This is a genomic window from Haloferax sp. ATB1 (assembly GCF_000730175.1).
Genome location: NZ_JPES01000048.1, coordinates 1 through 20,960, shown reverse-complemented (window position 1 = coordinate 20,960; position 20,960 = coordinate 1). Strand labels below are relative to the sequence as shown.

Here is a 20,960-nt window from a genome sequence, read left to right as displayed (position 1 = left end):
CCTCGGCGCGCTCGTCGTCGCCGTCGTCGCGGCGCTCGTCGTGCAGGCGCTCATCGAGTACACCGACGCCCGGAGCGACGCCGCGCTGGCGATGGTCCTGACCGGCGGCTTCGCCCTCGGGAGCGTGCTCATCTCGCTGACCGGCGGCGGTATCTCGGTCGGTATCAACCAGTACCTGTTCGGCTCGCTGGCGACCGTCTCGCGGGCCGACGTGGGACTTCTCGTCTCGATGGGACTCGTCGTCGTCGGCTCGGTTGCGGTCGCCTACCGACCGCTCGTGTACGTCACGTTCGACGAGACCGCCGCCCGCGCGTCGCGGCTTCACGTCCGCGCCGTCAACACGCTTCTGTCGATTCTCACCGCGTTCGTCGTCGTCAGCGCGATGCGAATCATGGGCGTCATCCTCGTCGCGGCGCTGCTCGTCATCCCCGTCGTCACCGCCTCGCGGCTCGGGCGAAGCTTCAAGCAATCACTCCTGTACGGCGTTCTCGCGGGCGAACTCGCGGGCGTCGCCGGCGTCACGGTCGCGTACCTCTACGGGCTCGCTGCCGGTGGCTCCATCGTCCTCGTCGCGCTCGCGGGCTTCGTCGCCGTCGCCGCCGGGCACCGACTGGCCTGAACAGCCCCCGTTTCGGCCCTCCCACCGAACCCCGGTCGCGGCGACTCTGGAACGACTCCGGAGAGCCCCCACCGCAATCCACGACCTTGACCGGACAAGTGATTTTTAAACGAACCGACGATTTCTGGTTCTGTCAGCGTCGGTAGTGTGGTATTTATCCTGCAATACCAATTTCGAATCCGTTATTTTTGGCCGTTTTGAGGCGATTAGCGGCAATTTACGATTATCTCTATTGATACTGTTCGCGAATACTTATCACTTTACTCCCACACTCGTTCGTATGGAATTCGAGCGAAACGAACGGGAGCCGGCCGCCGGAGACGGGGCTACCTCCCGACAGCACGACGCGTATTCCGGTCCCGGTGCCGCCGGCGCGGCGACAGACGATGTCCTCGGCGACGTGGACGACGTGGACGACGCGACCGACGAAATCGGTACGGCCGTCGCCGAACTCTCCGACGCCTCCGAGAGCGTGGCCGTCAGCGCACAGGAGATAAGCGACCTCGCGGGCGACCAGTCGACCAACATGCATGAGGTCGCCGGCGAGGTGTCGAACCTGAGCGCCAGCGTCGAGCAGATAGCCTCCAGCGCCGACCAGACGAAGGCGATGAGCGACCAGGCGCGCGACCTCGCCGCCGAGGGTCGAAGCTCCGCCGACAACGCCGCGGACGCGATGGAGACCGTCGACGACGTGACCACCGACGTGTACGACGAAATCACCGACCTCCGCGCGAAAGTCGACCAGATAGACAGCGTCGTCGAGGTCATCAACGACATCGCCGACCAGACGAACCTGCTCGCGCTCAACGCCTCCATCGAGGCCGCCCGGGCCGGGGAGGCGGGAGCCGGCTTCGCCGTCGTCGCCGACGAGGTCAAGAGCCTCGCGGAGCAGTCCCGCGACAGCGTCTCCGAAATCGAGGCGGTCGTCGGCGACATCCAGGAGACGACGGAGACGACCGTCGGCAACATCGAGGAGGCGAACGAGGAGGTCAACGACGGCATCTCGGAGGTCGACGCGGCCGTCTCCGCCCTCCGGAACATCGACTCTGCGGTCGGTGAGGCCGCCGCCGGCGCGGAGGAGGTCGCCCGCGCGACAGACCAGCAGGCCGCGAGCACCGAGGAGGTGGCGAGCCTCGTCGACGAGACCGCTCGGGGCGCAGAAGAGGTCGCCGGCGAAATCGACCAGGTCGCCGCGGCCACCGAAGAGCAGACGGCGAAGATCTCGGAGGTCGCGCTCCTCGTCGGCCACATCGACGACGAGGTGGACGACCTCGAAGACGAACTCGACGCGGCCGAAGACGGGCGCTCCGCCCGGGGCGCGTAGATGTCCGCTCACGGACGCGCCCGACGCGGCGCTCGACGAACCGACGCAGGTCCTCGAATTCGAAATCGGCGAGGAGCGTTACTGCGTGGCCCTTGATGTCGTCACCGAGATCATCGACCGCAAGTCCGACCCGCTCGCTCCCGGACTCGCCGCCGCACGTCGTCGGCGCGATGGACTACCGGGGCGCGACGACGATGCTCGTCGACACGGCTTCGCTCCTCGGTGTGGGGTCGAACCCGGACGCCTCCCGCGTCGTCGTCTTCGACGCCGCCGACGAGGACGCGACCGTGTTCGGCTGGCTGGTCGACGAGGTCGACCGCGTGACGGCGGTCGACCCCGAGAGCGTCGACGACGCGCCGTTCGGCGACGACCTGACCCGCGGCGTCGTCAGGGGCGACGACGGCCTCGTCGTCTGGGTCGACCCGCCGGTCGACGAATAGGCCGACCGCACCGTACTTTCTTGAGCGCTCCCGCGAACCACTCGGACGATGGGTACACGTCGGGACGCCGTCGATAGCTTCGATTCCTTTCGGCAGTTCGTCGGACTCGAACGCGACGTGCTCGTCCTCTCGGTGGCGATGTTCGCGTTCAGCCTCTCGTTTCAGATGACCGGCCGGTACGTTCCGGAGTACCTCCGGGTGCTCGGGGCCGGCGCGACCGTGGTCGGTCTCTACGGGAGCGTCGGCAACCTCATCGGGGCGCTGTACCCGTATCCGGGCGGCGCGCTCTCCGACCGCCTCGGGTCGCGCCTCTCGCTCACGCTGTTCGGAACCGTCTCGTCGGCCGGTTTTCTCTTCTGGTTCGTCGCCCCGCAGGTTCCCGAGGTGACGCTCGCGGGCGTCTCGCTCGAACCGTGGCTCTGGATTTTCGTCGGGCTGTTTCTCACGCAGGCGTGGAAGTCGTTCGGCCTCGGCGCGACGTTCGCCATCGTCAAACAGAGCGTCCCACCGGAGCGGCTGGCGATGGGTTTCGCCAGCACCGAGATTTTCCGCCGCGTCGGCTTCCTTCTCGGGCCGCTCATCGCGGCTGCCCTGTTGGCGGCGACGGCGACGTTCGTCGAGGGCTTCCGGTACGTCCTCGTCGTGGCCGCGGCCTTCGGCATCGTCGCCACCGTCGCCCAGCACGTCCTCTACGACGCGGGCGGGGACTCGCTGGGCAAGTCGTTCGAGGGGCTCGCACAGCTCCGCGACGACCTCCGGTCGCTCCCCGAGACGCTCCGCCCGCTCCTCGTCGCGGACACGCTCATCCGGTTCGCCAACGGGATGGTGTACGTCTTCTTCGTCATCGTCGTCACGGAGTTCCTCCAAGTCGGATTTACCGGGTTCGGCGTCTCGCTCCGCCCGGACGCCTTCTTCGGCGTCCTCCTCGGCGTCGAGATGGTCGTCGCGCTCCTGACGAAGCTCCCCGTCTCGAAGCTCGCCGAGCGAACCGGGCTCAAGCCGGTCGTCGGACTCGGGTTCGCAGTGTATGCCATCTTTCCGGTCCTCCTCATCTTCGCGCCGGCGGACCAGTGGGTCGTCGTCGCCCTGTTCGCCTTCTCGGGGCTCCGGTTCGCCGGCCTCCCCGCGCACAAGGCGCTCATCGTCGGCCCGGCCGAGCGGAACGCCGGCGGGCGGGTGACGGGCGCGTACTACCTCGTGCGGAACACCATCGTCATCCCGAGCGCGGCGCTCGGCGGCTGGCTCTACGCGAGCGACCCGACGCTCGCGTTCTCGGTCGCGTCGCTCGTCGGCGTGGTCGGCGTGGTCTACTTCGCCCTGCGCGGAAAAGAGTTCGAGGCGTACGCCGGCGGGGCCTGACGCTCAGTTCGGGACGACGAGGTCGACCTCGAAGTAGTACATCGCGTCGAGGTCACCCTCGAAGACGAGGTGGATGAGCGCGTTCTTATCCGCCGGGACGTTGTTGCTCACATCCGTGTCTTCGGCGACGAGATCGCCCTCGGCGTCGTACACCCGACCGACGACGCTCAGCCGCCCGATGCGCGAGGCGGTGTCCACGGAGAGCCCGACGCGGTAGGTCTCCAGCCTCCTCGTCGGTCTCAGCGTAGTTCTGCCACGCCTTCGCGTACGGGAGGTCAGAGGAGACGACGACGCCCGGCACGGGCCCCTTGGTCAGGAGCGTGCCCACGACGTCCGGGTCGTCGTCCTCGCGCTCGAAGTCGATGCGGTCTTCGGGAGCGTCGGTCGTCGGCTCCGGCGTCGATTCGGGTGTCGGTTCGGCGGGCTGTTCGGTCGTCGGCTCGGGGGTCGGCTCGGGCGAGTCGGTCGCCTGTCTCGCGGGCTGTTCGTCGCCGGCTGGGTCGTCGTTCTGGTCGGCCGCCGGGTCGAGCGCGTTACCCTCCGTACCGAGGCAGCCCGAGAGGAGCACCACGCTCGTTCCGACGCCGCCGAGGAATGTTCGTCTGTTCATGTCGCTTCCAACGCCACATATATACTAAATTATGATTGTACTGAATGACTGAAGATTCCGGGATAGAGAAGGTCTGATGCGGTTATGCAGCACATTACGATGAGGATAACCCGAGTTAGAGGGGCCGCTCGCGGTCCCGCTGGCCACACAAAGATTCAACTTTGTTAACATACATCTTTGTTCATGGATATTGGGATACTCGGCGCCGGCCGGCTCGGTGGAACGTTGGCACAGCTCTTCGTGGAGAAGGGCCACGAGGTTGCGATAGCCAACGACAGCGGGGTCGAGTCGCTCACGGACCTCTCCGAGACGCTCGGCCCGCAACTTCGCGCGGTGGAACCGACGCAAGCGATTCGGTTCGGCGACGTGGTCTTCCTCGCCGTTCCGTTCCGAGAGCGCGAGTCGCTGCCCGACGCGGACCACTTCGCGGAGAAAATCGTGGTCGACGCGATGAACCCCTACACGGAGAACTTCCACGTCATCGACCTCGGCGACGACACCTCCTCGGAACTCGTCGCGGCTCAGCTCCCGGACGCGAAGCTAGTCAAGTCGTTCAACACCATCCACTGGGAGACGCTCCGCGACCTCGGTCACCCGGACCTTCCCGAATCGGAACGCCTCGCGGTCTTCCTCGCCGGCGACGACTCGGACGCCAAGGCGTGCGTCGCCGACCTCATCCGCGATATCGGCTTCGGCCCGGTCGACGTCGGCGGTCTCGTCCCGGGCGGCGAACTACTGGAACCCGGCTCGGCGCTCTACAAGCGCGAAATCACGGTCGAAGAGGCGCGTGAGACCGTCCGAACGCTTCGTGCCCGACAGGGCTGACCGTCGCACCTGCGCAACCATCACGATTTTTGATTTTGTATGGCGAGCACCAGATTGCGCTCACGGAGTATCACGGCCGTACCCGTCCGTTTCCGTGACGTTCACGAATTACAACTGTTCACAAATAGCATGGATTTAAGGGGAACCATCGCACACAGACGCCTGTTAAGGCACCCATGATGGCACAGACGAACGACTGGAAGGACTCGCGCGTGACGTACGACGAGGCGACCGGGTCATACCGTGTCGACCGCGACTACTTCCGAGCTCCTAAGCACGAACGTTGTATTGAGTATTGCGGCAATCGAGGGCGTCCGACCGACGCAGCTCCCGCCGCTCGCACAGACTATCGACCCCGACGCCCTCGAAACGGTGTTCGGTTGTTCCGAAGACGCGCTCCTCTCGTTTTCCTACGCGGGCTACCGCGTGACGCTCGACGCGCTCGGTTCTATCGAAGTGGTCCCCATCGGCGACGCCCAGCCCCTCCAGTGAGGCGACTCACCGCCTAATCGCCGACCACTTACCGCTCACCTGACCCGGCGAGTGGCGACACAGTCCCGCGATTCGTCACGCCGACCTCGCGATTCGCCGCCTTCCAGTAGGTACCGCCTGACCGCCCGTTCGTGACAGTAGGCGAAATATACCAAAACGTCCTGTCACCGTCTCCCACGGTATGTTCGGAACGAGTGGAATCAGAGGTCCGGTTGGCCGAACCGTGACCGCCGAACTCGCCCTTCGAATCGGCCGCGCGGTCGGCTGCGACGCCTGCACCGTCGTCGTCGGGCAGGACGCCCGCCTCAGCGGGGACGTCCTCGCCGACGCCGTGAGCGCCGGCGTCCGCGAGTGCGGCGCGAACGTGGTCCGACCTCGGCGTCGTCTCGACCCCCACGGTCGTCGCCCGCGCGGTCGGCTGGGCCGGCGCGGACGCCGGCATCGGTATCACGGCGTCTCACAACCCCGCGTCGGACAACGGGCTGAAGCTCTGGACGCCGAGCGGCCGCGCCTTCGACAAGGCCCAGACGCGCGACATCGTCCACCGGCTCAACCGCGACGAGGTGTCGCTCGCCCCGTGGGACGAACTCGGCGAGGAGCGCGAGTGGCCCGACGCCGCGGCTCGCCACGTGAACCACCTCGTCTCGTCGTTCGACGACCTCGACGACGTGACCGTCGCGTTCGACCTCGGCAACGGTACGGGTCGCGTCTCGGTCGACGCGCTCTACGAACTCGGCGCGACGGTCAACACCATCGACGGCCAGCAGGACGGCCGGTTCCCCGCTCGTAAGAGCGAGCCGAACGCCGAGACGCTCACTGCGCTCCGCCGGACCGTTCCCGCGCTCGACGCGGACGTGGGACTCGCCCACGACGGCGACGCGGACCGACTCGTCGCGGTCGACGAGACCGGCGCGTACGTCCCCGGCGACGCGCTGCTCGCGCTGTTCGCGCGCGACGCCGTCTCCCTGGGCGACGCCGTCGCCGTCCCCGTCGACACGAGCCTCCTCGTGCAGGACGTGGTCGAATCCGCCGGCGGGCGCGTCACCTACACCCCGGTCGGGGATGTCCACGTCGCCGAGGCGGTCGCCGAACCCGGCTACGTCTTCGGCGGCGAGCCCTCCGGCGCGTGGATTTGGCCGGACGAGACGCTCGCACCCGACGGCCACTACGCGGCGCTCAAACTCGCCGACCTCGTGGCCCGCGGCGCGCCGCTGTCCGAACAGGTCGCCGATCTCGGCGGGGCGGCGTACGCCACCCGCCGCGCGAGCCTCTCGTTCGACGACAAACACCAGGCGATGGACCGCGTCGCCCGCGACATCCACGCGACGTACGACGAAGTCGACACCATCGACGGAATCCGCGTCGACACCGACGACGGCTGGTTCCTCGTCCGCGCCAGCGGGACCGAACCGCTGGTCCGCATCACGGCGGAGGCCCGCGACGAGGAGGACGCTGACCGCCTGTTCGCGGACGTTCGCTCGCTCGTCGAGGGCGCGCGGGTCGTCGCCTGACCCGCTCGCTTTTGTGACCCGTCCGCCTCCTCGGCCGGGGTAGTTCAGTTCGCGCACGCGAGCGACCGTTCTCACGGTTTATGTACCGTGACGCCCGACCTCCGCACAGAGCGACGATGCACGACGACTCTCCGCCGCACGACTCCTCGATGGGCTTGCTCACGCGCCGCGCCGCGACGAAAGCCGTTTCACTCGGCGCGCTCGCGGCCCTCGCGGGCTGTCTCGGCGGCGGTTCGAACGCGGGGCCGACGCCCGAACCGGTCGACCTCTCGGGCGGGAAGGAAGACGACCAAGGCGGGATGGTCATCGGCCTCCACGCCGGCCCGAACGGACAGGTTTTCTACCGCGACAACGCGCCCGAGGGCCACGACAACCCGGCGTGGTTCCACACCCTCAGCATGGGGCTGTTCCCGTACTACTTCAAACACCGAGAGCAGGGCTGGGAGGCGACAGCGGTGTACGTCACGGACTACTCGACCGTCGACTACGAGCTCTCGACCGAGGGCGGCGACACGTTCATCTCGACTCACACCGGCGCTGAGACCTTCGGTGACGCCACCGAGATGGCGTACGTCGTCGAAAGCGACGTGCTCGGAGGCATGGGTAAAGACCTGATTCCCTTTTCGTCGGAGTCCGACGCCGACGAGTTCGTCGCCGAACACGGCGGGGAAACCGTATCGTTTGACGACGTGACGCCCGAGTGGCTCAGCGGCTACATGCGCTCGTAGCGCCGCCGCTGTCGGTCGCTTCGAAAACAACGGGGTTTCCGACGGCCTCAGAACGAGTCGTTGGGGATGCGGACGCCGTCGACGTAGACCGACACCGCGTCGGTCGACTGGAAGTTGGTGATGTCGCCCGCGAACTGGTAGCGCCGCGAGTCGTCGTCGACGGTTCCCTCGGCGGCGGGACCGACCGTCCCAGTCGTGCTGAGCGCGCCGTTCGATTGGAGCGGTGAGATAGAGCCGCTGACCGTCACTTCGAACGAAGAGACGGGACCGGTGCCCGCAACGACGAGCGTGTGCCCGTCGTCGTCGACCGGTTCGTCGGCCTGTTCCGTCGCCGAGCCGAGCCCAGAGAACCCCGCGAGTGCACCAGTGGCCGATACCGACCCGCACAGCGCGAGGTACTTGCGTCTACCGACGTCGTCGTCAGTCGTCGTCGTTTCTGGGTCCTGCCCGGTGGACCGTTCACTTACCATGTCTCAGGGGTTGCGGATTACACCCATAAATGTTGCGATAATTACATTAGTAGGAATACATGAATATCTACCGACGATACTATTGTTATCGTTATTGTTCGAATTACCGACGGATTTTGGTGATTCAATTTGACCAGAAAAACGACCGATGGCGGCCTCTTATTCTCGAATTAATCCGTTTCTTATGGCTGCATTAATGTCCGATTTGCGGTGTCGATTTGAATGTACTTCTTTTGATATTTTTGACGACGACCGAATGTACTAACTTCTGATAGATACTCTGGTGGCGTTCACTGCGGCCGCTCTCTCGGTCGTCCGAGCGTCTATGCACCTCGAAACCGCGGCGGACGGGTCGGGAGCCGCGGCGGCGGGCGTCGAGCCTCGCCGAATACGGTCGGCTCAGCGCCGGTGCAGTCGCTCGGCTCGAATCGGCGCGGAAAAGGGGGGAGGACCGAACGAGACCGCGGGGACCGATGCGGCCACCAGCGACGAGTTGTTCTCGTCTTCGGTTTCTTCCGGGGCGAGCGTCCCACTCGCGCCCTCGGGTGTTCGAACGGACGGTTCGTCGCTCAGCTGTGGGGACGGCGGCGTGCTATCCGAGAAATCCGACGTGACGGTCTTCCCAGTCTCGGCGCTCGACGATGGACTCGCGGCCCTTCTCGGACATCTCGTAGAAGTTCGTCCGACGGTCGTGCTGTCCCTTGTTTACGTACCCCTGTTCGACGAGGGCGTCGAGGTTCGGGTAGAGCCGACCATGGTTCACCTCCCCGACGTCCTTGCTGATCATCTCTTTAATCTCCTGCCCGGACGGGCGCTCTGCGCCGGCAATCACGTACAGCAGGTCGCGCTGGAAGCCTGTCAATTCGAACATTGTTGTCTCGAATCTAAGTATCGCCTCCATCGGGTATTGTTAGCCACCTCTATACTGGACAATTGGGTTCCTTACCGCCGCTGTCGCGAGTTTGCTCCCGTTCCGATGCGAGGACTTTTCTCGAAACCGACGGGATACGTAATCATCTCCGAGACCGAGATAACTCCCTCCCGCTGACCGTCTGCAGCCCAGTAAATATCCCGTGAAGATGAGCTTAATTCTCGTTAGAAACTCGGTCAGTGCCTCCCGGAAACGTCACGATAACAAAGGTCGGTTGTGGTGTACTACGACTCAACCGGGTCGGCTCCCCCTTTCGCATCGCGTGCGAGGACCGCCCCCGAACACGACGATGACAACACTATCAAAAGACGAGCTCTTTCGCATCCTCAGTAACTCGCGCCGGAGGCAGATTCTCTACTTCCTTCACCGCGCGGGCGAAGCAATCTCGTTGAAGCAACTCGCGGCGATGGTCGCGGCTCGAGAGAACGGCACGGCGGTCGAGGACGTGACCGACGAAGAGCGACAGCGCGTGTATATCTCGCTGTACCAGACGCACCTCCCGAAGCTCGAGAGCGCCGGACTGGTCGATTACGACGACGAGGAGCGGTCCGTCGAACTCGTCTCGAACGTCGCCAAGCGGGGGTTCTTCTGGATGCAATCCGACGCGCGCGAGTCGTGGAGTCGGTACTACGCGCTTCTCGGCGCGCTCAGTTGGGTGCTCATCCTCGGAGTGTGGGCGGGGCTTCCGGGATTCGCGCTCGTCTCGTGGAGCGCAATCGCGGTGTTCGTCTCCGCGGCGCTCCTCGTGCTGGTGTTCGCGCAGTACCTCTCCGAGCAACGCGAGGGTACCTCGGCCGACGCTTTCGAAGCGCTCGTGGAATAACCCGTCACCTCGCGACGTTGTGGACAGCTACTCCGGAGCCCTCGCGTATTCTCAGTCGGTGCTACTGCCGAATCATCGTATCCGTGAACTTAACTCTCAGTCGAGTTTGGTGACGCGTCCAATTGCGATTCTCGCAGGTGAAAAACCGGGCTACGCTACTGCTTCCCGGTAGTACAATGCTACTGTCGGATACATTGAAAGTCTGAGTTAGTATAGATTGTTACAACTACTTTACTCGCAGATTTTGCGATCCTAATAGTCGGAGAAATCAGAGTGTGGGATTCTCAGACAAGTATATATCCTCGTTTAACCTATTAACTCGCTGACCCTCTGAATCTGGGGGCGCGCTTGGTGGGGCGCATCCAAAGGTTGTGGTCTGTGCAAACGTCACGTGGTCTCCCCTCTCGACTGACCACGTCATTCGGTAGCACCCGACTACACAGTGGGGGAGGAAGGAACAATGGTTACCGATTCATTACAAGCTGACACCGACGTTGTTGACCAGACGACGAACGAACAACTCGCGGAGACGACTGGTGGTTCTCACGCGCTTTCCGAACAGCAGCAACAACAACCCGAAATCGAAGCGCTCTCGAAGGACATCGTCTTCGAGATTCTGAAGAACCAGCGCCGGCGCGACGCGCTCCGGTACCTCAAGGAGAACGACGGCGAGGCGAAGCTCGGCGACATGGCCGAGTTCATCGCCGCGAAGGAAAACGGCATCGAGATAAAGGCGCTGTCGTCGAGTCAACGAAAGCGGGTGTACATCGGTCTGTACCAATGTCACCTGCCGAAGATGGACTCGGCGGGCATCGTCGACTTCGAGAAGAACCGCGGTGACATCACGCTTCTCGACACCGCGAAGCAGCTCGACCAGTACCTCGACGGCGACGTCGTCAGCACCGAGACCGACGACGAGCAGTCGGCGCCGCTCGCCGCGTCGCCGAAACGGAACCTTGCTATCGCCGCCGGCGTGGCCGCGACCGTCTCCGCCGGCCTGCTCGGCGTCCCCGGTCTCGAACACGATTCCGGCCGCCGGCTGGGCCGTGCTGAGCACCGCGACGCTCATGGCCATCACCGCGATGGAGTCGTACAAGGACCGCCTCAACCTCTGAGTCGGCCCCCACGAGCCCGCGTCGCGAACGATACTCAACGAACAACTCGGATTTTACTTCGGTCTGCGTTCTGACAGCGGCGGCCTTGTTCGCCGTTCGCCCGTCGATGTCGTTCTCTCAGACGCTCTCTCCCTCCCACTCCGCTTCTGATTCTCGCGCTCCCGTTCCCGTTCTCGACTCGCGGGTTCGATTCGCAGACCGTGCAACCGACGTGGTGGCTTCGGCGCGCGTCGACACCGCTGGGAGAACGCCCCACTGATTAGGAGCGTCCGAACCCGCTTCCCTTCCGATTTAAGCTGGCTTTCGCCGTTTGCAACAGTCTCACACGCGACCCTAACGCGCGACCGGTTCGGGGAACCCTCTGTATAACAATCCCCGTCGCCGTCCCTGTTCCCTCTATGACTCACTCACCGTCACGGCCACGTTCTGAACGTCCGTCGCTCGCGGGAGGGCGCGAATGAACGACCGTATCACCGAGGCGGTCGTCCTCGCGGCCGGCGAGGGGCGACGGCTCCGCCCGCTCACCACCTTCCAACCGAAGCCGATGCTCCCGGTCGCCAACCGGCCGGTCATCGAGTACGTCCTCGACGCGCTGTTCGAATCAGGTATCGAGCATGCCGTCGTCGTCGTGGGCCACCGCGCCGACCGCATCCAGTCGCATCTCTCTGCGACCTACTCGGACGTGGACATCGAGTTCGTCCACCAGGACTCGCGTCTCGGCAGCGGCCACGCGCTCCTCCTCGCCGAGGGTCTCGTCTCCGGTCCCTTCGTCGTCTGCAACGGCGACAACGTCGTCGACGCCGACATCGTCTCGGCGGTGCTCGAACGCTTCTCGACGACCGACTCGGTGGCGACGGTCGCGGTCGCCGAGTCCGACACGCCCGAGGAGTACGGCGTCGTCGTCGAGGACAACGGCCGCATCGCCGACATCGACGAACACGCCGTCGACAGCGAGGGATACCTCGTCAACGCGGGCGTCTACGTCTTCGACGACGCCGTCTTCGAAGCGCTCCGGCGCATCCCACCGCACGACGGCGAGACGCGGCTTCCCGACGTGATTCACTACCTCGACGGGCACGTCACGTCCGTCCTCGTCAACGGCGGCTGGCTCGACCCCTCGCACCCGTGGGGACTCCTCTCCGTGACGGAGACGCTCCTCGCGCGCAGACACGACTCCGCAGTCGCCGAGTCGGCGCGGATTCACGAGCGCGCGCTCGTTGGCGACCACGTCGTCGTCGGCGAGGACTGCGACGTGGGACCGGGCGCGGTCATCAGCGCCGGCTCGTGCCTCCAAGACAACGTGTCGGTCGGCGCGAACAGCGTCATCGAGCGCTCCATCCTCTCGACCGACGCGCGGATCGGCGCGGGCGTCGTCCTCCGCGACTCCGTTGTCGGCCCCGGCGCGACCGTCGGCGACGGCGTCGTCTCCCCCGGCGGCCGGGCGGACGTCATCCTCGAAGGCCGGCTCTACACCGACCGCCGTCTCGGCAGCATCATCGGCGACCGCGCCGAGGTCGGCGCGAACGTGACGCTCACAGCGGGTAGTCGCGTCGGCGCGGAGGCCGTCGTCGGCCCCGGCACGGTCTTACACGGCGACGTTCGCGAGCGCGTGGAGGTGACTCACTGATGTGCGGAATCACCGCCTGCATCGGCGCGGACAACTCGGTCGATTCGCTCGTCGACGGACTCCAGCGGTTGGAGTACCGCGGCTACGACTCGGCCGGCATCGCCGTGAAAAACGGCTCGGGCATCTCGCTGACGAAGCGCGTCGGCGAGGTCTCCGAACTCGTCGCGGCCGTCGAGCAGAACCCCATCGCCGGCGACTACGGCATCGGCCACACTCGCTGGGCGACCCACGGCGGCGTCACCGACGGCAACGCCCACCCCCACACCGACGAGTCGGGCCGCATCGCCGTCGTCCACAACGGCATCATCTCGAACTTCCAGTCGCTCCGAAGCGACCTCGAAGCCCGCGGCCACGTCTTCAGCAGCGAGACCGACACCGAGGTCGTCCCGCACCTCATCGAGGAGAACCTCCGCGACGGCGCGACCCCCGAGGAGGCGTTCCGCGCCGCGGTCGGCAGTCTCTCGGGGAGCTACGCCATCGCGGCCATCATCGGCGACGAGGAGGCCATCTTCGCCACCCGCTCGGGGTCGCCGCTGGTCCTCGGCGTCGGCGACGGCGAGTACTACCTCGCCAGCGACGTGCCCGCGTTCATCCAGCACACGGCGCGCGTCGTCTACCTCCACGACGGCGACTTCGTCGTCACTCGCTCGGACGGCTACGACATCACCGACTCGGCCGGCCGCGCGGTCGACCGCCCCGTCGAACACGTCGAGTGGGACCCCGAGACGGCGACGAAGGGCGGCTACGAGCACTACATGTACAAGGAGATTCACGAACAGCCCGGCGCGCTCCGGCGGACCACCCAGAGCCGCCTGAACACCCACGCCGGCGGCGTCGAACTAGAGGAGTTCCCGCCGGAGTCGTTCGCCGACGTGTAGCAGGTCCACCTCCTCGCGATGGGCACCTCGCACCACGCCGGGATGTACGCGGCGTCGCTGCTCAACTCCCGCGGCATCCCCGCCTACGCGTTCATGGCCGGCGAGTACTCGGTCATCAAGCCGCCGGTGACGTCCGACACGCTCGTCGTCGCGGTCAGCCAGTCGGGCGAGACCGCAGACACCCTCGACGCCGTGCGCCGCGCCCGCGCCGCCGGCGCGCGGACCCTCGCGGTCACGAACGTCGTCGGCTCGTCGATAACCCGCGAGTGCGACGACGAACTGCTCATCCGCGCCGGCCCGGAAATCGGCGTCGCGGCCACCAAGACGTTCTCGTCGCAGGTGACGGCGCTGACGCTCCTCACGGAGCGCATCGTCGAGGACGTGACCGGTGCGAAGTCGCCCGCCGCGCGCGACCTGATGGAGGCCCTCTCGCGGCTCCCGGGCGACGTACAGGAGGTGCTCGACACCTCGATGGCCCGCGAAATCGCCATCGAGTACGAGGGCAGCGACGCGTACTTCTTCATCGGCCGCGGGGTCGCCCACCCCGTCGCCCTCGAAGGCGCGCTGAAGTTCAAGGAGATATCCTACGAACACGCCGAGGGGTTCGCCGCCTCGGAACTCAAACACGGGCCGCTGGCGCTCGTCACGCCGCTGTCGCCGGTGTTCGCAATCTTCACCGGCCATGAAGACGAGGCGACGCTGAGCAACGTTAAGGAGGTCCAGGCCCGCGGTGCGCCCGTTATCGCCATCACGAGCGACCGCACGGGCGAGGTGACCGAGTTCGCCGACCACGTGCTCCGGATTCCGGACACGCACTCCGACATCGCCGGCGTCCTCGCCAACGTCCAGCTCCAGCTCGTCGCGTACCACGCGGCGGACCTGCTCGAACGGCCCATCGACAAGCCGCGTAACCTCGCCAAGTGCGTCACCGTCGAGTGAGCAGCGCGGCGACGTGACGCGGTGGCCCCACCGACTCCCCGTATTTTGCTCCCGTTAATCCGCCGTCGACGCTCGATTTTGGCGTTCGACCCGTTATTTTCAGGTGTTTACGAACGTTCGGCGATAAGTGAATATTATCTCGACTGTAGGCACCGATTACATATTACCTGCCCGCGTTCAGGTAACACGCGATGACCCGACGCGACCTCGTGGACGACGTTCTTTCGGCCGCAGACGACCCTCCGGGCCCACTGACCGACGAGAACGACGCGTCCCCGGCGGCGGACGAGACCGACATCCCTCCCGAGTCGTCCGACGACGACCTCCTCGACGCGCTCGGTGACGAGGTCTCGCGGGACGTGCTGTTGGCGTGCAACCGCGGGCCGATGACCGCGGAGGAACTCGCGGAGAACTGCGACGTCTCCGAATCGACCATCTACCGCCGCCTCGAGACGCTTTCGAGCCTCGGGCTCGTCGAGCGAACGCAGCGAGTCAACGCACCGAGCAAGACGTGTTACGAGACGGTCGTCGACGGCCTCTCGATTCACCTCGGCGACAGCCTCCGCGTCGAGGCGGGGTCGAGCAACTACGTCGTCGACGCGATGCGCACGCTTCTGGCCGCGATAGACGTCCAACAGCTCGCGTACGACCGCGAGCAGAACAGCGTGGACGTTCGGTTCCGACTGGCACCGCACCTGCTCGATTCGCTGGTGGAACTGTACGTCAGAGACACGAATTCGCGTGAGGAGTAGTCCGCCAACCGCCGATTCTGGTTCGTTCACCGCGTCGCCTTCTCGCGGGCTCTCGCTGTCCTACCGCCGCCACGACCCGTCGACTTCGCCGAGAACGAGCGCGAGCGCGTCCCTTGCGCGTCCGACCGCGATAAGTTCGTGGGCGGCCGCGGCGGTGAGTGGTCCGATGGACTGCGAGGCTTCGAGCCCGGCGACGATATCCGGCACCTCGGCGGTGAACCACGAACTGGCGTCCGTCCCGGACTCGTCGTCGACTTCCACGGGCGATCGGGTGTGAGGGGCGTCGGAAATCATACTGAATGTACACGCTTGTGGGGGATAGTTAGGAATCTGTTTCGTCGCGGTAGTGACTCCCTTCCCCACGAGTCACTCGGTTTTTGCGTACTGAATCGTCGAATCTCACACACCTTATTATTGCAAAGAATAATAACCCGGTGTAGCGTTTCCCCGGTAATGTCTCTCAGCGAACTCATCTCCGGCGTCGCCGCCTCGGAGCGAACACTGACGGTGTTCAATCCGACTCCCGGCGTCGTCGAGCGACTCGCCGAGCACTTTGCGGATCGAAACGTCTCGGTGGTGTCTGCGAGTTCCGACGAGGGCCCTTCGAACTACGCGGTGCTGGGGACCGGCGACAAGTTCCACACGGCGGTCTCGGTCGACGACCTCCTCACGCGCCCCGAGGACGTCGAACCGGGGTTCGAACGCGACTCGTACGCGCCGATTCTCGACCACCTCGACGAGACGCTGTTTACCTCCTATGACCGTCAGCAGATGCTCAACGCCACCCGCGAAATCGAGGACCGCGCGTGGCGCGTCGGCGCGGGCGAACTTCACTCCGGCTTTCAGTCCGGCGGGAACCTCCGTCCCCAACTCGAAACGTACCGCCGTCTCGGCGGCCGCGACGACCTCTCGGTCCACGCGTACATCTACCCGAACGGCGAGGTCCCGCAGGCCGACCAGTTCCAACTGCACCTCGCGCGCTCCGACGAGATTCAGCGTTCCTGGTTCGTCGCCTACGACGGCAACGGCGTCGGCGACTACAAGTGCGCGCTCGTCGCCGAGGAGACCGAACCGGGGTTCGGCTTCACCGGCTTTTGGACGTACGACCCTTCGACGGTCGACTACATCGTTAACCACCTCGTCTCGTCGTACTCGATTATCGAATCCGATGGCTCGGGCGACACCGACTCTCGTCGTCAGATGACTGCTCGACCGAAGGCCAGCCGCTGACTCGGGTTTACTCCTTTTCGTTCGCCCACAGAATCAATTCGGAGAACTGGGCGCGAATACTTACGAACGCCCGCCGGGAACCGGGCGGTATGGTTGACGGAATCCTCCTCGACGCCTCGCACCTGAAAGGCAAGGTCAAGGGCGGCCGCGCCGGAGCCGAAATCGCCGGAATGAGCTACATCGGCTACGAACTCGCGGTCACGGAGCGGAGCATCCACGTCTACGGCGACCACTGTAACGCCGACATCCAAGACGAAGAGTACCGCTACCTCATCGTCCCGCTCGACTCGGTCCGAGGAGTCGAACTCAAGGACCTGTCCGATCGAGGTCGGTGCCTGCAGATTCACGCGCTAGACGATGAGGTGATACTCTTCTCGGAGAACCAGTCGAGCCTCTCGAAGAACCTCAAGCGCGTGTTCCTCCTCCTCTCGCGGCTGCTCGCCTGAGCGGGCAGTCGGTCAAGCGGGGCAGTCGGTCGATGATTGGTGGTCGTCGGTTGGTCGGCCAGTCGCTCGGTCCGCAGACGAATCAGGTAACGTTTCGAAAGCAGGTAAACTGACCGAACCGCTAAAGAGGGTCGGAACCGAGGTGGGTGTATGGCCACGGATATGAACCTCGACGACGCCCCCTGTCCCATCATCAACTCGCTGAAGCAAATCGGGTCGCAGTGGCGTCTCATCGTCCTCCACGACCTCCAAGACGGTGAAAAGCGGTTCAACGAACTGAAGCGCTCGACCGGCGCGAGTTCGCGGACGCTCTCTCGCGTTCTCGACGACCTGCAGGAACACGGCTTCGTCGACCGCCGGATGGAAGAGGACGCACCGGTCGCGACGTACTACTCGCTGACCGATAAGGGCGTCTCGCTGTGCCCGGTGTTCGACGAGATTCAGGAGTGGGCCACCGAGTGGCTCGACGCCGAGCACGAAGAGTCGGCCGAAGCCGAAACGGTCCAGTCGACGGCCTGAGCGCAGCTATTCTACACTTCGAGCGGGTCGCCCTCTGCCGTCTCGAAAATCTCCTCGTGGACTTCCGCGACGGTGACCGAGTCGAGTTCGTCGAGCATCGCCTGAATCGCCGGTTCGAGCAGTTCGCCGAGGACCGGCTGGATGTGTTCGCCGACGGTGCACTCGTCGTTCGGTTCGTTCGTGTGGAAGCAGAACGGCTCGGCGTCCTCCACCGCCTCGTAGATGTCGCGAAGCGTGATGGCGTCCGGCTCGCGGGCCAGCGTGAAACCGCCGGTCGGGCCGCGCTTGGAATCGACGAGGTCCGCCTCCCGGAGCGAACACAGAAGCTGACGGATGACCACCGGGTTCGTGTTGACGCTCCACGCGAGACGGTCGGAAGACAGCCGTTCGTCGCTCCGCACCGCCAAGTTAGTCAGCACGTGCGTCGCGACGACGAATCGGCTGCTGTTCGACATACACGTTCTTTGGAGCTACGGGCATTTTAGATTTCACGGTGATGCGCCGATTTCGCCGGATTCTCCGTGGAATCGACGTTTTTCAACCCCCGACCCAAATCGGGGGTTCGATATTCGAATTCGGTCACGAGAACTGACCGGATGGGGTTCCGAACGGACGAAAAGTAGACCCGGCGTCGGCCGACTCGGGCGGGTCGACCCGGCGTCGGTCGGTTCACTCCTCGTTTTCGTCAGCGCTCTCGTCCGCGTTCGCCTCCCCCGCCCCGTCCTCCTCGGCGGTCGCCGGGAGCGCGTCGACGTCGGTCGCCCGCATGAGCGCGATGACCACGTTGTCGGCGACCTCCGCGGCGAACCGCAGTTCGTCGGTCCGCCACTGCCGCGGCTCGCCGACGTGTTCGTGACAGACGACGCCGACGACTTCGCCGCCCGACCTGACTGTCGCGTCGAGCATCGACGTGATGCCCTTCGGTTCGAGGTAGCCGTTCCGCAGTTCGGCGGTCGCGGGGTCGGTCTGAACGTCGTCGACGCCGAGCGACCGATTCGCCGCCAGCGCCTCGAAGTACGACGGGTAGTTTGACGCAGTTAGCGTCGCCCCGGCCGTGTGCTCGCCCGATACCTGGTCGTACTGGTCGACACACCGGAGCGTCTCGGCGTCGTCGAACAGCCAGACACTCGCCCGCTCGACGCTCAACACCGTCGCCATCGTCTCGGTGATGCGCGGGAGGGCGTCTTCGAACGACCCCGCGATGACCGTCTCGTCGGTCGCGAGGTCGATGAGCGCCCGGCGTTGGCGCTCTCGCCGTTCCCGTTCGCGGTACGCCTCGGTCACGTCGCGGAACACGACGACGACGCCTTCGACCTCCCCGTCGTCGGTCCTGATGGGCGACATGCTGTCTTCGATGTACCGCTCGTCGCCGTCGCTCGTGACGAGTTTCGTTCCCGCGCCGAGCTCGACCGGTCCGCCCGCCTCGGCGACGCGCTGCATCGGGTCGATGCGTTCGCCGGTCTCCGCGTCGACGAGGTGGAACACGTCAGAAAGCGGCTCGCCCACGGCGACGTCGGCGTCGTAGCCGGTTATCTCCTCGGCCGTTCGGTTCAGCTGGGTGACCGTCCCACTGGCGTCGGTGGCGACGACGCCCTCGGCGATGGAGTCGAGGGTGACGCGGAGATGCGCCTCGCGCTCTCGGAGCCGCTGCTCCGCGCGCCTGTGTTCCGTGATTCTGACGAGTGTCTGCCGGAGGACACCGTACTGCGCCGTCGGGTCGCCGCCCTTCTGGAGGTAGCTGTCCGCGCCGAGATTCAGCGCCTCGATGGCGACCTCCTCGCGGCTCCGCCCGGTGAAGATGACGAAGGGAATGTCGGAGCCGCGCTCGTCGCGGAGCACCGACAGGAGTTCGAGACCAGACATCTCGGGCATCTGGTAGTCGGAGACGACCGCGTCGAACGACTCCCTCTCGAGGAGCGCCAGCCCCCGCCGCGGCGAGTCGGTCGTCTCGACCTCGATACCGTCGTCCGTCGATTCGAGAAACCGCTTCGTCAGCGCCAACAGCCCCTCGTCGTCGTCGACGTAGAGCACGCGTATCGTCGGTGATTCCCCCTCGGCTCCCGTCCATGTACTGTCGTGATTCTTCGCTGTTGTGTCTGATAACTGTTTGGAGAATTAAATGTTATCTTGGTGTCATGAACTGGTGAGGCGGGCGTTCTCGCGGCGTCTCGGTCAGTCGTCGTCGGAGGTCGGCGAGTCGCCGTCCGTCTCGCCGCTCGCGCCGTCGTCGATGCGGTCGTAGAGCACGGACTCGCCGGGTTTGACCGTCCCGCCGGTCGGGATTCTGACGCCCGCGTTCAGCGAGGCGTTGATGCCGGTTTTCACCCCGTCGCCGAGGACGACGCCGTACTTCCGACGGCCCGAGGAGACGAGTTCGCCCTTGAGCATCTGCCGGACCGGTTCGCCGTCGTGGCGGAGGTTCGCGACCTTGGTTCCCGCGCCGAAGTTCACGTCGCGACCGAGGAGGCTGTCGCCGACGTACGAGAGGTGGCCGACCGTCGCGCCCTCCATCAGGACGCTGTTTTTCACCTCGACCGCGTGGCCGACCTTGGCGTGCTCACCGACGAGCGTGTGCCCGCGGACGTAGGCGTTCGGCCCGACGGTGGCCCCGCTGCGGACGAGCACCGGCCCCTCGATGACCACGCCGGAGCGGACCGTCGCGCCCTCCTCGACGACGACCGGTCCGTCGAGTTCGGCGCGCTCGGACACGTCGCCGTCGATTCGCGGTTCGAGTTCGCCGAGTTTCCACTCGTTGGCTTCGAGGAGTTCCCACGGGCGACCCACGTCGAGCCAGCGGTCGAACGCGACGCCGCGCACGTCGTAGGCCTCGCAGGTCGCCGCGAGCACGTCGGTCAGTTCGAGTTCGCCGCGGTCGCTCTCGTCCACGTCGAGCCAGCCGTGGGCTTCGGCCGGGAAGACGTACGCACCGGCGTTAACGAGGTCCGACGGCGGGTGCTCAGGTTTTTCGACGACGCCGGTGACGAAGCCCTCGTCGTCGGTGTCGAGGACGCCGTAGGAACTCGGGTCGTCGACGCGGAACGACCCGACCGCGGGCGTCCCCTCGTACAGCGTCGAAAGCGACGGCACGTCGTACAGCGCGTCGCCGTTGAGGACGACGAACGGTTCGTCGGGGTCGAGATGAGGGGCCGCGGCGCGGACCGCGTCGGCCGTTCCGCGCTGTTCCGACTGCACGGCGAACTCGACCGGGATACCGCCGCGCTCGTCGCCGAAGTAGTCACGCACGTCAGCGGCCTCGTAGCCGACGACGAGCGTGATGTCCGTCGCGCCGGCCGCGACGGCGGCGTCGGCGGTGTGCGCGACG

Annotated in this window: 18 protein-coding genes and 5 pseudogenes; 16 read left to right on the top strand and 7 right to left on the bottom strand. The window is 65.6% G+C overall.

Annotated features, from left to right (window positions below; all coding sequences use genetic code 11):
* The 4 genes and pseudogenes from ATB1_RS08175 to ATB1_RS08160 all read left to right on the top strand — a co-directional run.
* Positions 1-619: metal ABC transporter permease (locus tag ATB1_RS08175; protein ID WP_042663202.1), on the top strand; the 619-nt coding region annotated here is incomplete at its 5' end.
* A gap of 280 nt (positions 620-899) precedes the next feature.
* On the top strand, positions 900-1,943 hold the full coding sequence (locus ATB1_RS08170; protein WP_042663201.1) for a methyl-accepting chemotaxis protein: 1,044 nt from the start codon (positions 900-902) through the stop codon (positions 1,941-1,943).
* A gap of 7 nt (positions 1,944-1,950) precedes the next feature.
* Positions 1,951-2,383: pseudogene (locus ATB1_RS08165) on the top strand (chemotaxis protein CheW); the annotation flags it as partial.
* Between the two features lie 48 nt (positions 2,384-2,431).
* Complete coding sequence (locus ATB1_RS08160) at positions 2,432-3,742, top strand: MFS transporter (protein ID WP_042663199.1); 1,311 nt, start codon at positions 2,432-2,434, stop codon at positions 3,740-3,742.
* 85 nt (positions 3,743-3,827) lie between these two features.
* Here ATB1_RS08160 and ATB1_RS08155 read toward each other — a convergent pair whose 3' ends face one another.
* Positions 3,828-4,352: a hypothetical protein gene (locus ATB1_RS08155; RefSeq protein ID WP_241768141.1), complete on the bottom strand. Its 525-nt coding sequence runs from the start codon at positions 4,350-4,352 to the stop codon at positions 3,828-3,830.
* Between the two features lie 183 nt (positions 4,353-4,535).
* Between ATB1_RS08155 and ATB1_RS08150 the strand changes: the two genes are divergently transcribed.
* The 4 genes and pseudogenes from ATB1_RS08150 to ATB1_RS08135 all read left to right on the top strand — a co-directional run bounded on the left by ATB1_RS08150 (position 4,536) and on the right by ATB1_RS08135 (position 7,908).
* Complete coding sequence (locus ATB1_RS08150) at positions 4,536-5,177, top strand: NADPH-dependent F420 reductase (RefSeq protein ID WP_042663198.1); 642 nt, start codon at positions 4,536-4,538, stop codon at positions 5,175-5,177.
* A gap of 176 nt (positions 5,178-5,353) precedes the next feature.
* Positions 5,354-5,669: pseudogene (locus ATB1_RS08145) on the top strand (HalOD1 output domain-containing protein).
* Positions 5,670-5,892: 223 nt separating this feature from the next.
* A pseudogene (locus ATB1_RS08140) lies at positions 5,893-7,180 on the top strand (phosphoglucosamine mutase).
* A 116-nt stretch (positions 7,181-7,296) separates the two neighbouring features.
* Positions 7,297-7,908, top strand: a complete 612-nt coding sequence (locus tag ATB1_RS08135) for a nitrous oxide reductase accessory protein NosL (RefSeq protein ID WP_042663195.1) — start codon at positions 7,297-7,299, stop codon at positions 7,906-7,908.
* Between the two features lie 47 nt (positions 7,909-7,955).
* Here ATB1_RS08135 and ATB1_RS08130 read toward each other — a convergent pair whose 3' ends face one another.
* Complete coding sequence (locus ATB1_RS08130; protein ID WP_042663194.1) at positions 7,956-8,378, bottom strand: hypothetical protein; 423 nt, start codon at positions 8,376-8,378, stop codon at positions 7,956-7,958.
* 592 nt (positions 8,379-8,970) lie between these two features.
* Positions 8,971-9,249: a PadR family transcriptional regulator gene (locus tag ATB1_RS08125; protein ID WP_004978148.1), complete on the bottom strand. Its 279-nt coding sequence runs from the start codon at positions 9,247-9,249 to the stop codon at positions 8,971-8,973.
* 349 nt (positions 9,250-9,598) lie between these two features.
* On the opposite strand from ATB1_RS08125, the gene ATB1_RS08120 reads away from it, so the two are divergent.
* The 5 genes and pseudogenes from ATB1_RS08120 (at position 9,599) to ATB1_RS08100 (ending at position 15,443) form a co-directional block, all read left to right on the top strand.
* Entirely contained in the window at positions 9,599-10,132 is a 534-nt protein-coding gene (locus ATB1_RS08120; RefSeq protein ID WP_042663193.1) for a hypothetical protein, read from the top strand.
* Positions 10,133-10,592: 460 nt separating this feature from the next.
* Positions 10,593-11,247, top strand: a pseudogene (locus ATB1_RS08115) (hypothetical protein).
* A gap of 457 nt (positions 11,248-11,704) precedes the next feature.
* Entirely contained in the window at positions 11,705-12,874 is a 1,170-nt protein-coding gene (locus ATB1_RS08110) for a sugar phosphate nucleotidyltransferase (protein WP_042663191.1), read from the top strand.
* Positions 12,874-14,691, top strand: a pseudogene (gene glmS / locus ATB1_RS08105) (glutamine--fructose-6-phosphate transaminase (isomerizing)). The gene ATB1_RS08110 and the pseudogene glmS overlap by 1 nt, the downstream one beginning before the upstream one ends.
* Positions 14,692-14,882: 191 nt before the next feature.
* The gene (locus tag ATB1_RS08100) at positions 14,883-15,443 is read left to right on the top strand and encodes a helix-turn-helix domain-containing protein (RefSeq protein ID WP_042663189.1); all 561 of its coding nucleotides are present in this window, start codon (positions 14,883-14,885) and stop codon (positions 15,441-15,443) included.
* Between the two features lie 60 nt (positions 15,444-15,503).
* Here ATB1_RS08100 and ATB1_RS08095 read toward each other — a convergent pair whose 3' ends face one another.
* Complete coding sequence (locus tag ATB1_RS08095) at positions 15,504-15,737, bottom strand: hypothetical protein (protein ID WP_042663188.1); 234 nt, start codon at positions 15,735-15,737, stop codon at positions 15,504-15,506.
* Positions 15,738-15,896: 159 nt separating this feature from the next.
* Between ATB1_RS08095 and ATB1_RS08090 the strand changes: the two genes are divergently transcribed.
* The 3 genes from ATB1_RS08090 to ATB1_RS08080 all read left to right on the top strand — a co-directional run bounded on the left by ATB1_RS08090 (position 15,897) and on the right by ATB1_RS08080 (position 17,638).
* Positions 15,897-16,673: a DICT sensory domain-containing protein gene (locus ATB1_RS08090; protein ID WP_042663186.1), complete on the top strand. Its 777-nt coding sequence runs from the start codon at positions 15,897-15,899 to the stop codon at positions 16,671-16,673.
* An 89-nt stretch (positions 16,674-16,762) separates the two neighbouring features.
* Positions 16,763-17,119 (top strand): hypothetical protein, encoded by a 357-nt coding sequence (locus ATB1_RS08085; RefSeq protein WP_042663184.1) that lies wholly within the window; start codon positions 16,763-16,765, stop codon positions 17,117-17,119.
* 150 nt (positions 17,120-17,269) lie between these two features.
* Positions 17,270-17,638 carry a helix-turn-helix domain-containing protein gene (locus tag ATB1_RS08080; protein WP_042663182.1) on the top strand — a complete coding sequence of 123 codons (369 nt, stop codon included), beginning with the start codon at positions 17,270-17,272 and terminating at the stop codon, positions 17,636-17,638.
* A gap of 11 nt (positions 17,639-17,649) precedes the next feature.
* On the opposite strand, the gene ATB1_RS08075 is transcribed toward ATB1_RS08080, so the two are convergent.
* The 3 genes from ATB1_RS08075 to glmU form a co-directional block, all read right to left on the bottom strand.
* Complete coding sequence (locus ATB1_RS08075) at positions 17,650-18,093, bottom strand: Rrf2 family transcriptional regulator (protein ID WP_042663181.1); 444 nt, start codon at positions 18,091-18,093, stop codon at positions 17,650-17,652.
* Between the two features lie 214 nt (positions 18,094-18,307).
* A complete protein-coding gene (locus tag ATB1_RS08065) occupies positions 18,308-19,669 on the bottom strand; it encodes a response regulator (RefSeq protein ID WP_241768139.1) in 1,362 nt (453 codons plus the stop codon).
* A 141-nt stretch (positions 19,670-19,810) separates the two neighbouring features.
* Positions 19,811-20,960, bottom strand: a 1,150-nt coding sequence (gene glmU, locus ATB1_RS08060; RefSeq protein WP_042663177.1) for a bifunctional sugar-1-phosphate nucleotidylyltransferase/acetyltransferase, incomplete at its 5' end; no start/stop codon positions are given.

Bases quoted from the DNA above. Each gene is read 5' to 3' on its own strand.
- ATB1_RS08085 (WP_042663184.1), top strand. From the start codon at position 16,763: ATGGTTGACGGAATCCTCCTCGACGCCTCGCACCTGAAAGGCAAGGTC.
- ATB1_RS08080 (WP_042663182.1), top strand. From the start codon at position 17,270: ATGGCCACGGATATGAACCTCGACGACGCCCCCTGTCCCATCATCAAC.
- ATB1_RS08135 (WP_042663195.1), top strand. From the start codon at position 7,297: ATGCACGACGACTCTCCGCCGCACGACTCCTCGATGGGCTTGCTCACG.
- ATB1_RS08150 (WP_042663198.1), top strand. From the start codon at position 4,536: ATGGATATTGGGATACTCGGCGCCGGCCGGCTCGGTGGAACGTTGGCA.
- ATB1_RS08155 (WP_241768141.1), bottom strand. From the start codon at position 4,352: ATGAACAGACGAACATTCCTCGGCGGCGTCGGAACGAGCGTGGTGCTC.
- ATB1_RS08095 (WP_042663188.1), bottom strand. From the start codon at position 15,737: ATGATTTCCGACGCCCCTCACACCCGATCGCCCGTGGAAGTCGACGAC.
- ATB1_RS08075 (WP_042663181.1), bottom strand. From the start codon at position 18,093: ATGTCGAACAGCAGCCGATTCGTCGTCGCGACGCACGTGCTGACTAAC.
- ATB1_RS08110 (WP_042663191.1), top strand. From the start codon at position 11,705: ATGAACGACCGTATCACCGAGGCGGTCGTCCTCGCGGCCGGCGAGGGG.
- ATB1_RS08160 (WP_042663199.1), top strand. From the start codon at position 2,432: ATGGGTACACGTCGGGACGCCGTCGATAGCTTCGATTCCTTTCGGCAG.
- ATB1_RS08130 (WP_042663194.1), bottom strand. From the start codon at position 8,378: ATGGTAAGTGAACGGTCCACCGGGCAGGACCCAGAAACGACGACGACT.
- ATB1_RS08120 (WP_042663193.1), top strand. From the start codon at position 9,599: ATGACAACACTATCAAAAGACGAGCTCTTTCGCATCCTCAGTAACTCG.
- ATB1_RS08100 (WP_042663189.1), top strand. From the start codon at position 14,883: ATGACCCGACGCGACCTCGTGGACGACGTTCTTTCGGCCGCAGACGAC.
- ATB1_RS08170 (WP_042663201.1), top strand. From the start codon at position 900: ATGGAATTCGAGCGAAACGAACGGGAGCCGGCCGCCGGAGACGGGGCT.
- ATB1_RS08125 (WP_004978148.1), bottom strand. From the start codon at position 9,249: ATGTTCGAATTGACAGGCTTCCAGCGCGACCTGCTGTACGTGATTGCC.
- ATB1_RS08090 (WP_042663186.1), top strand. From the start codon at position 15,897: ATGTCTCTCAGCGAACTCATCTCCGGCGTCGCCGCCTCGGAGCGAACA.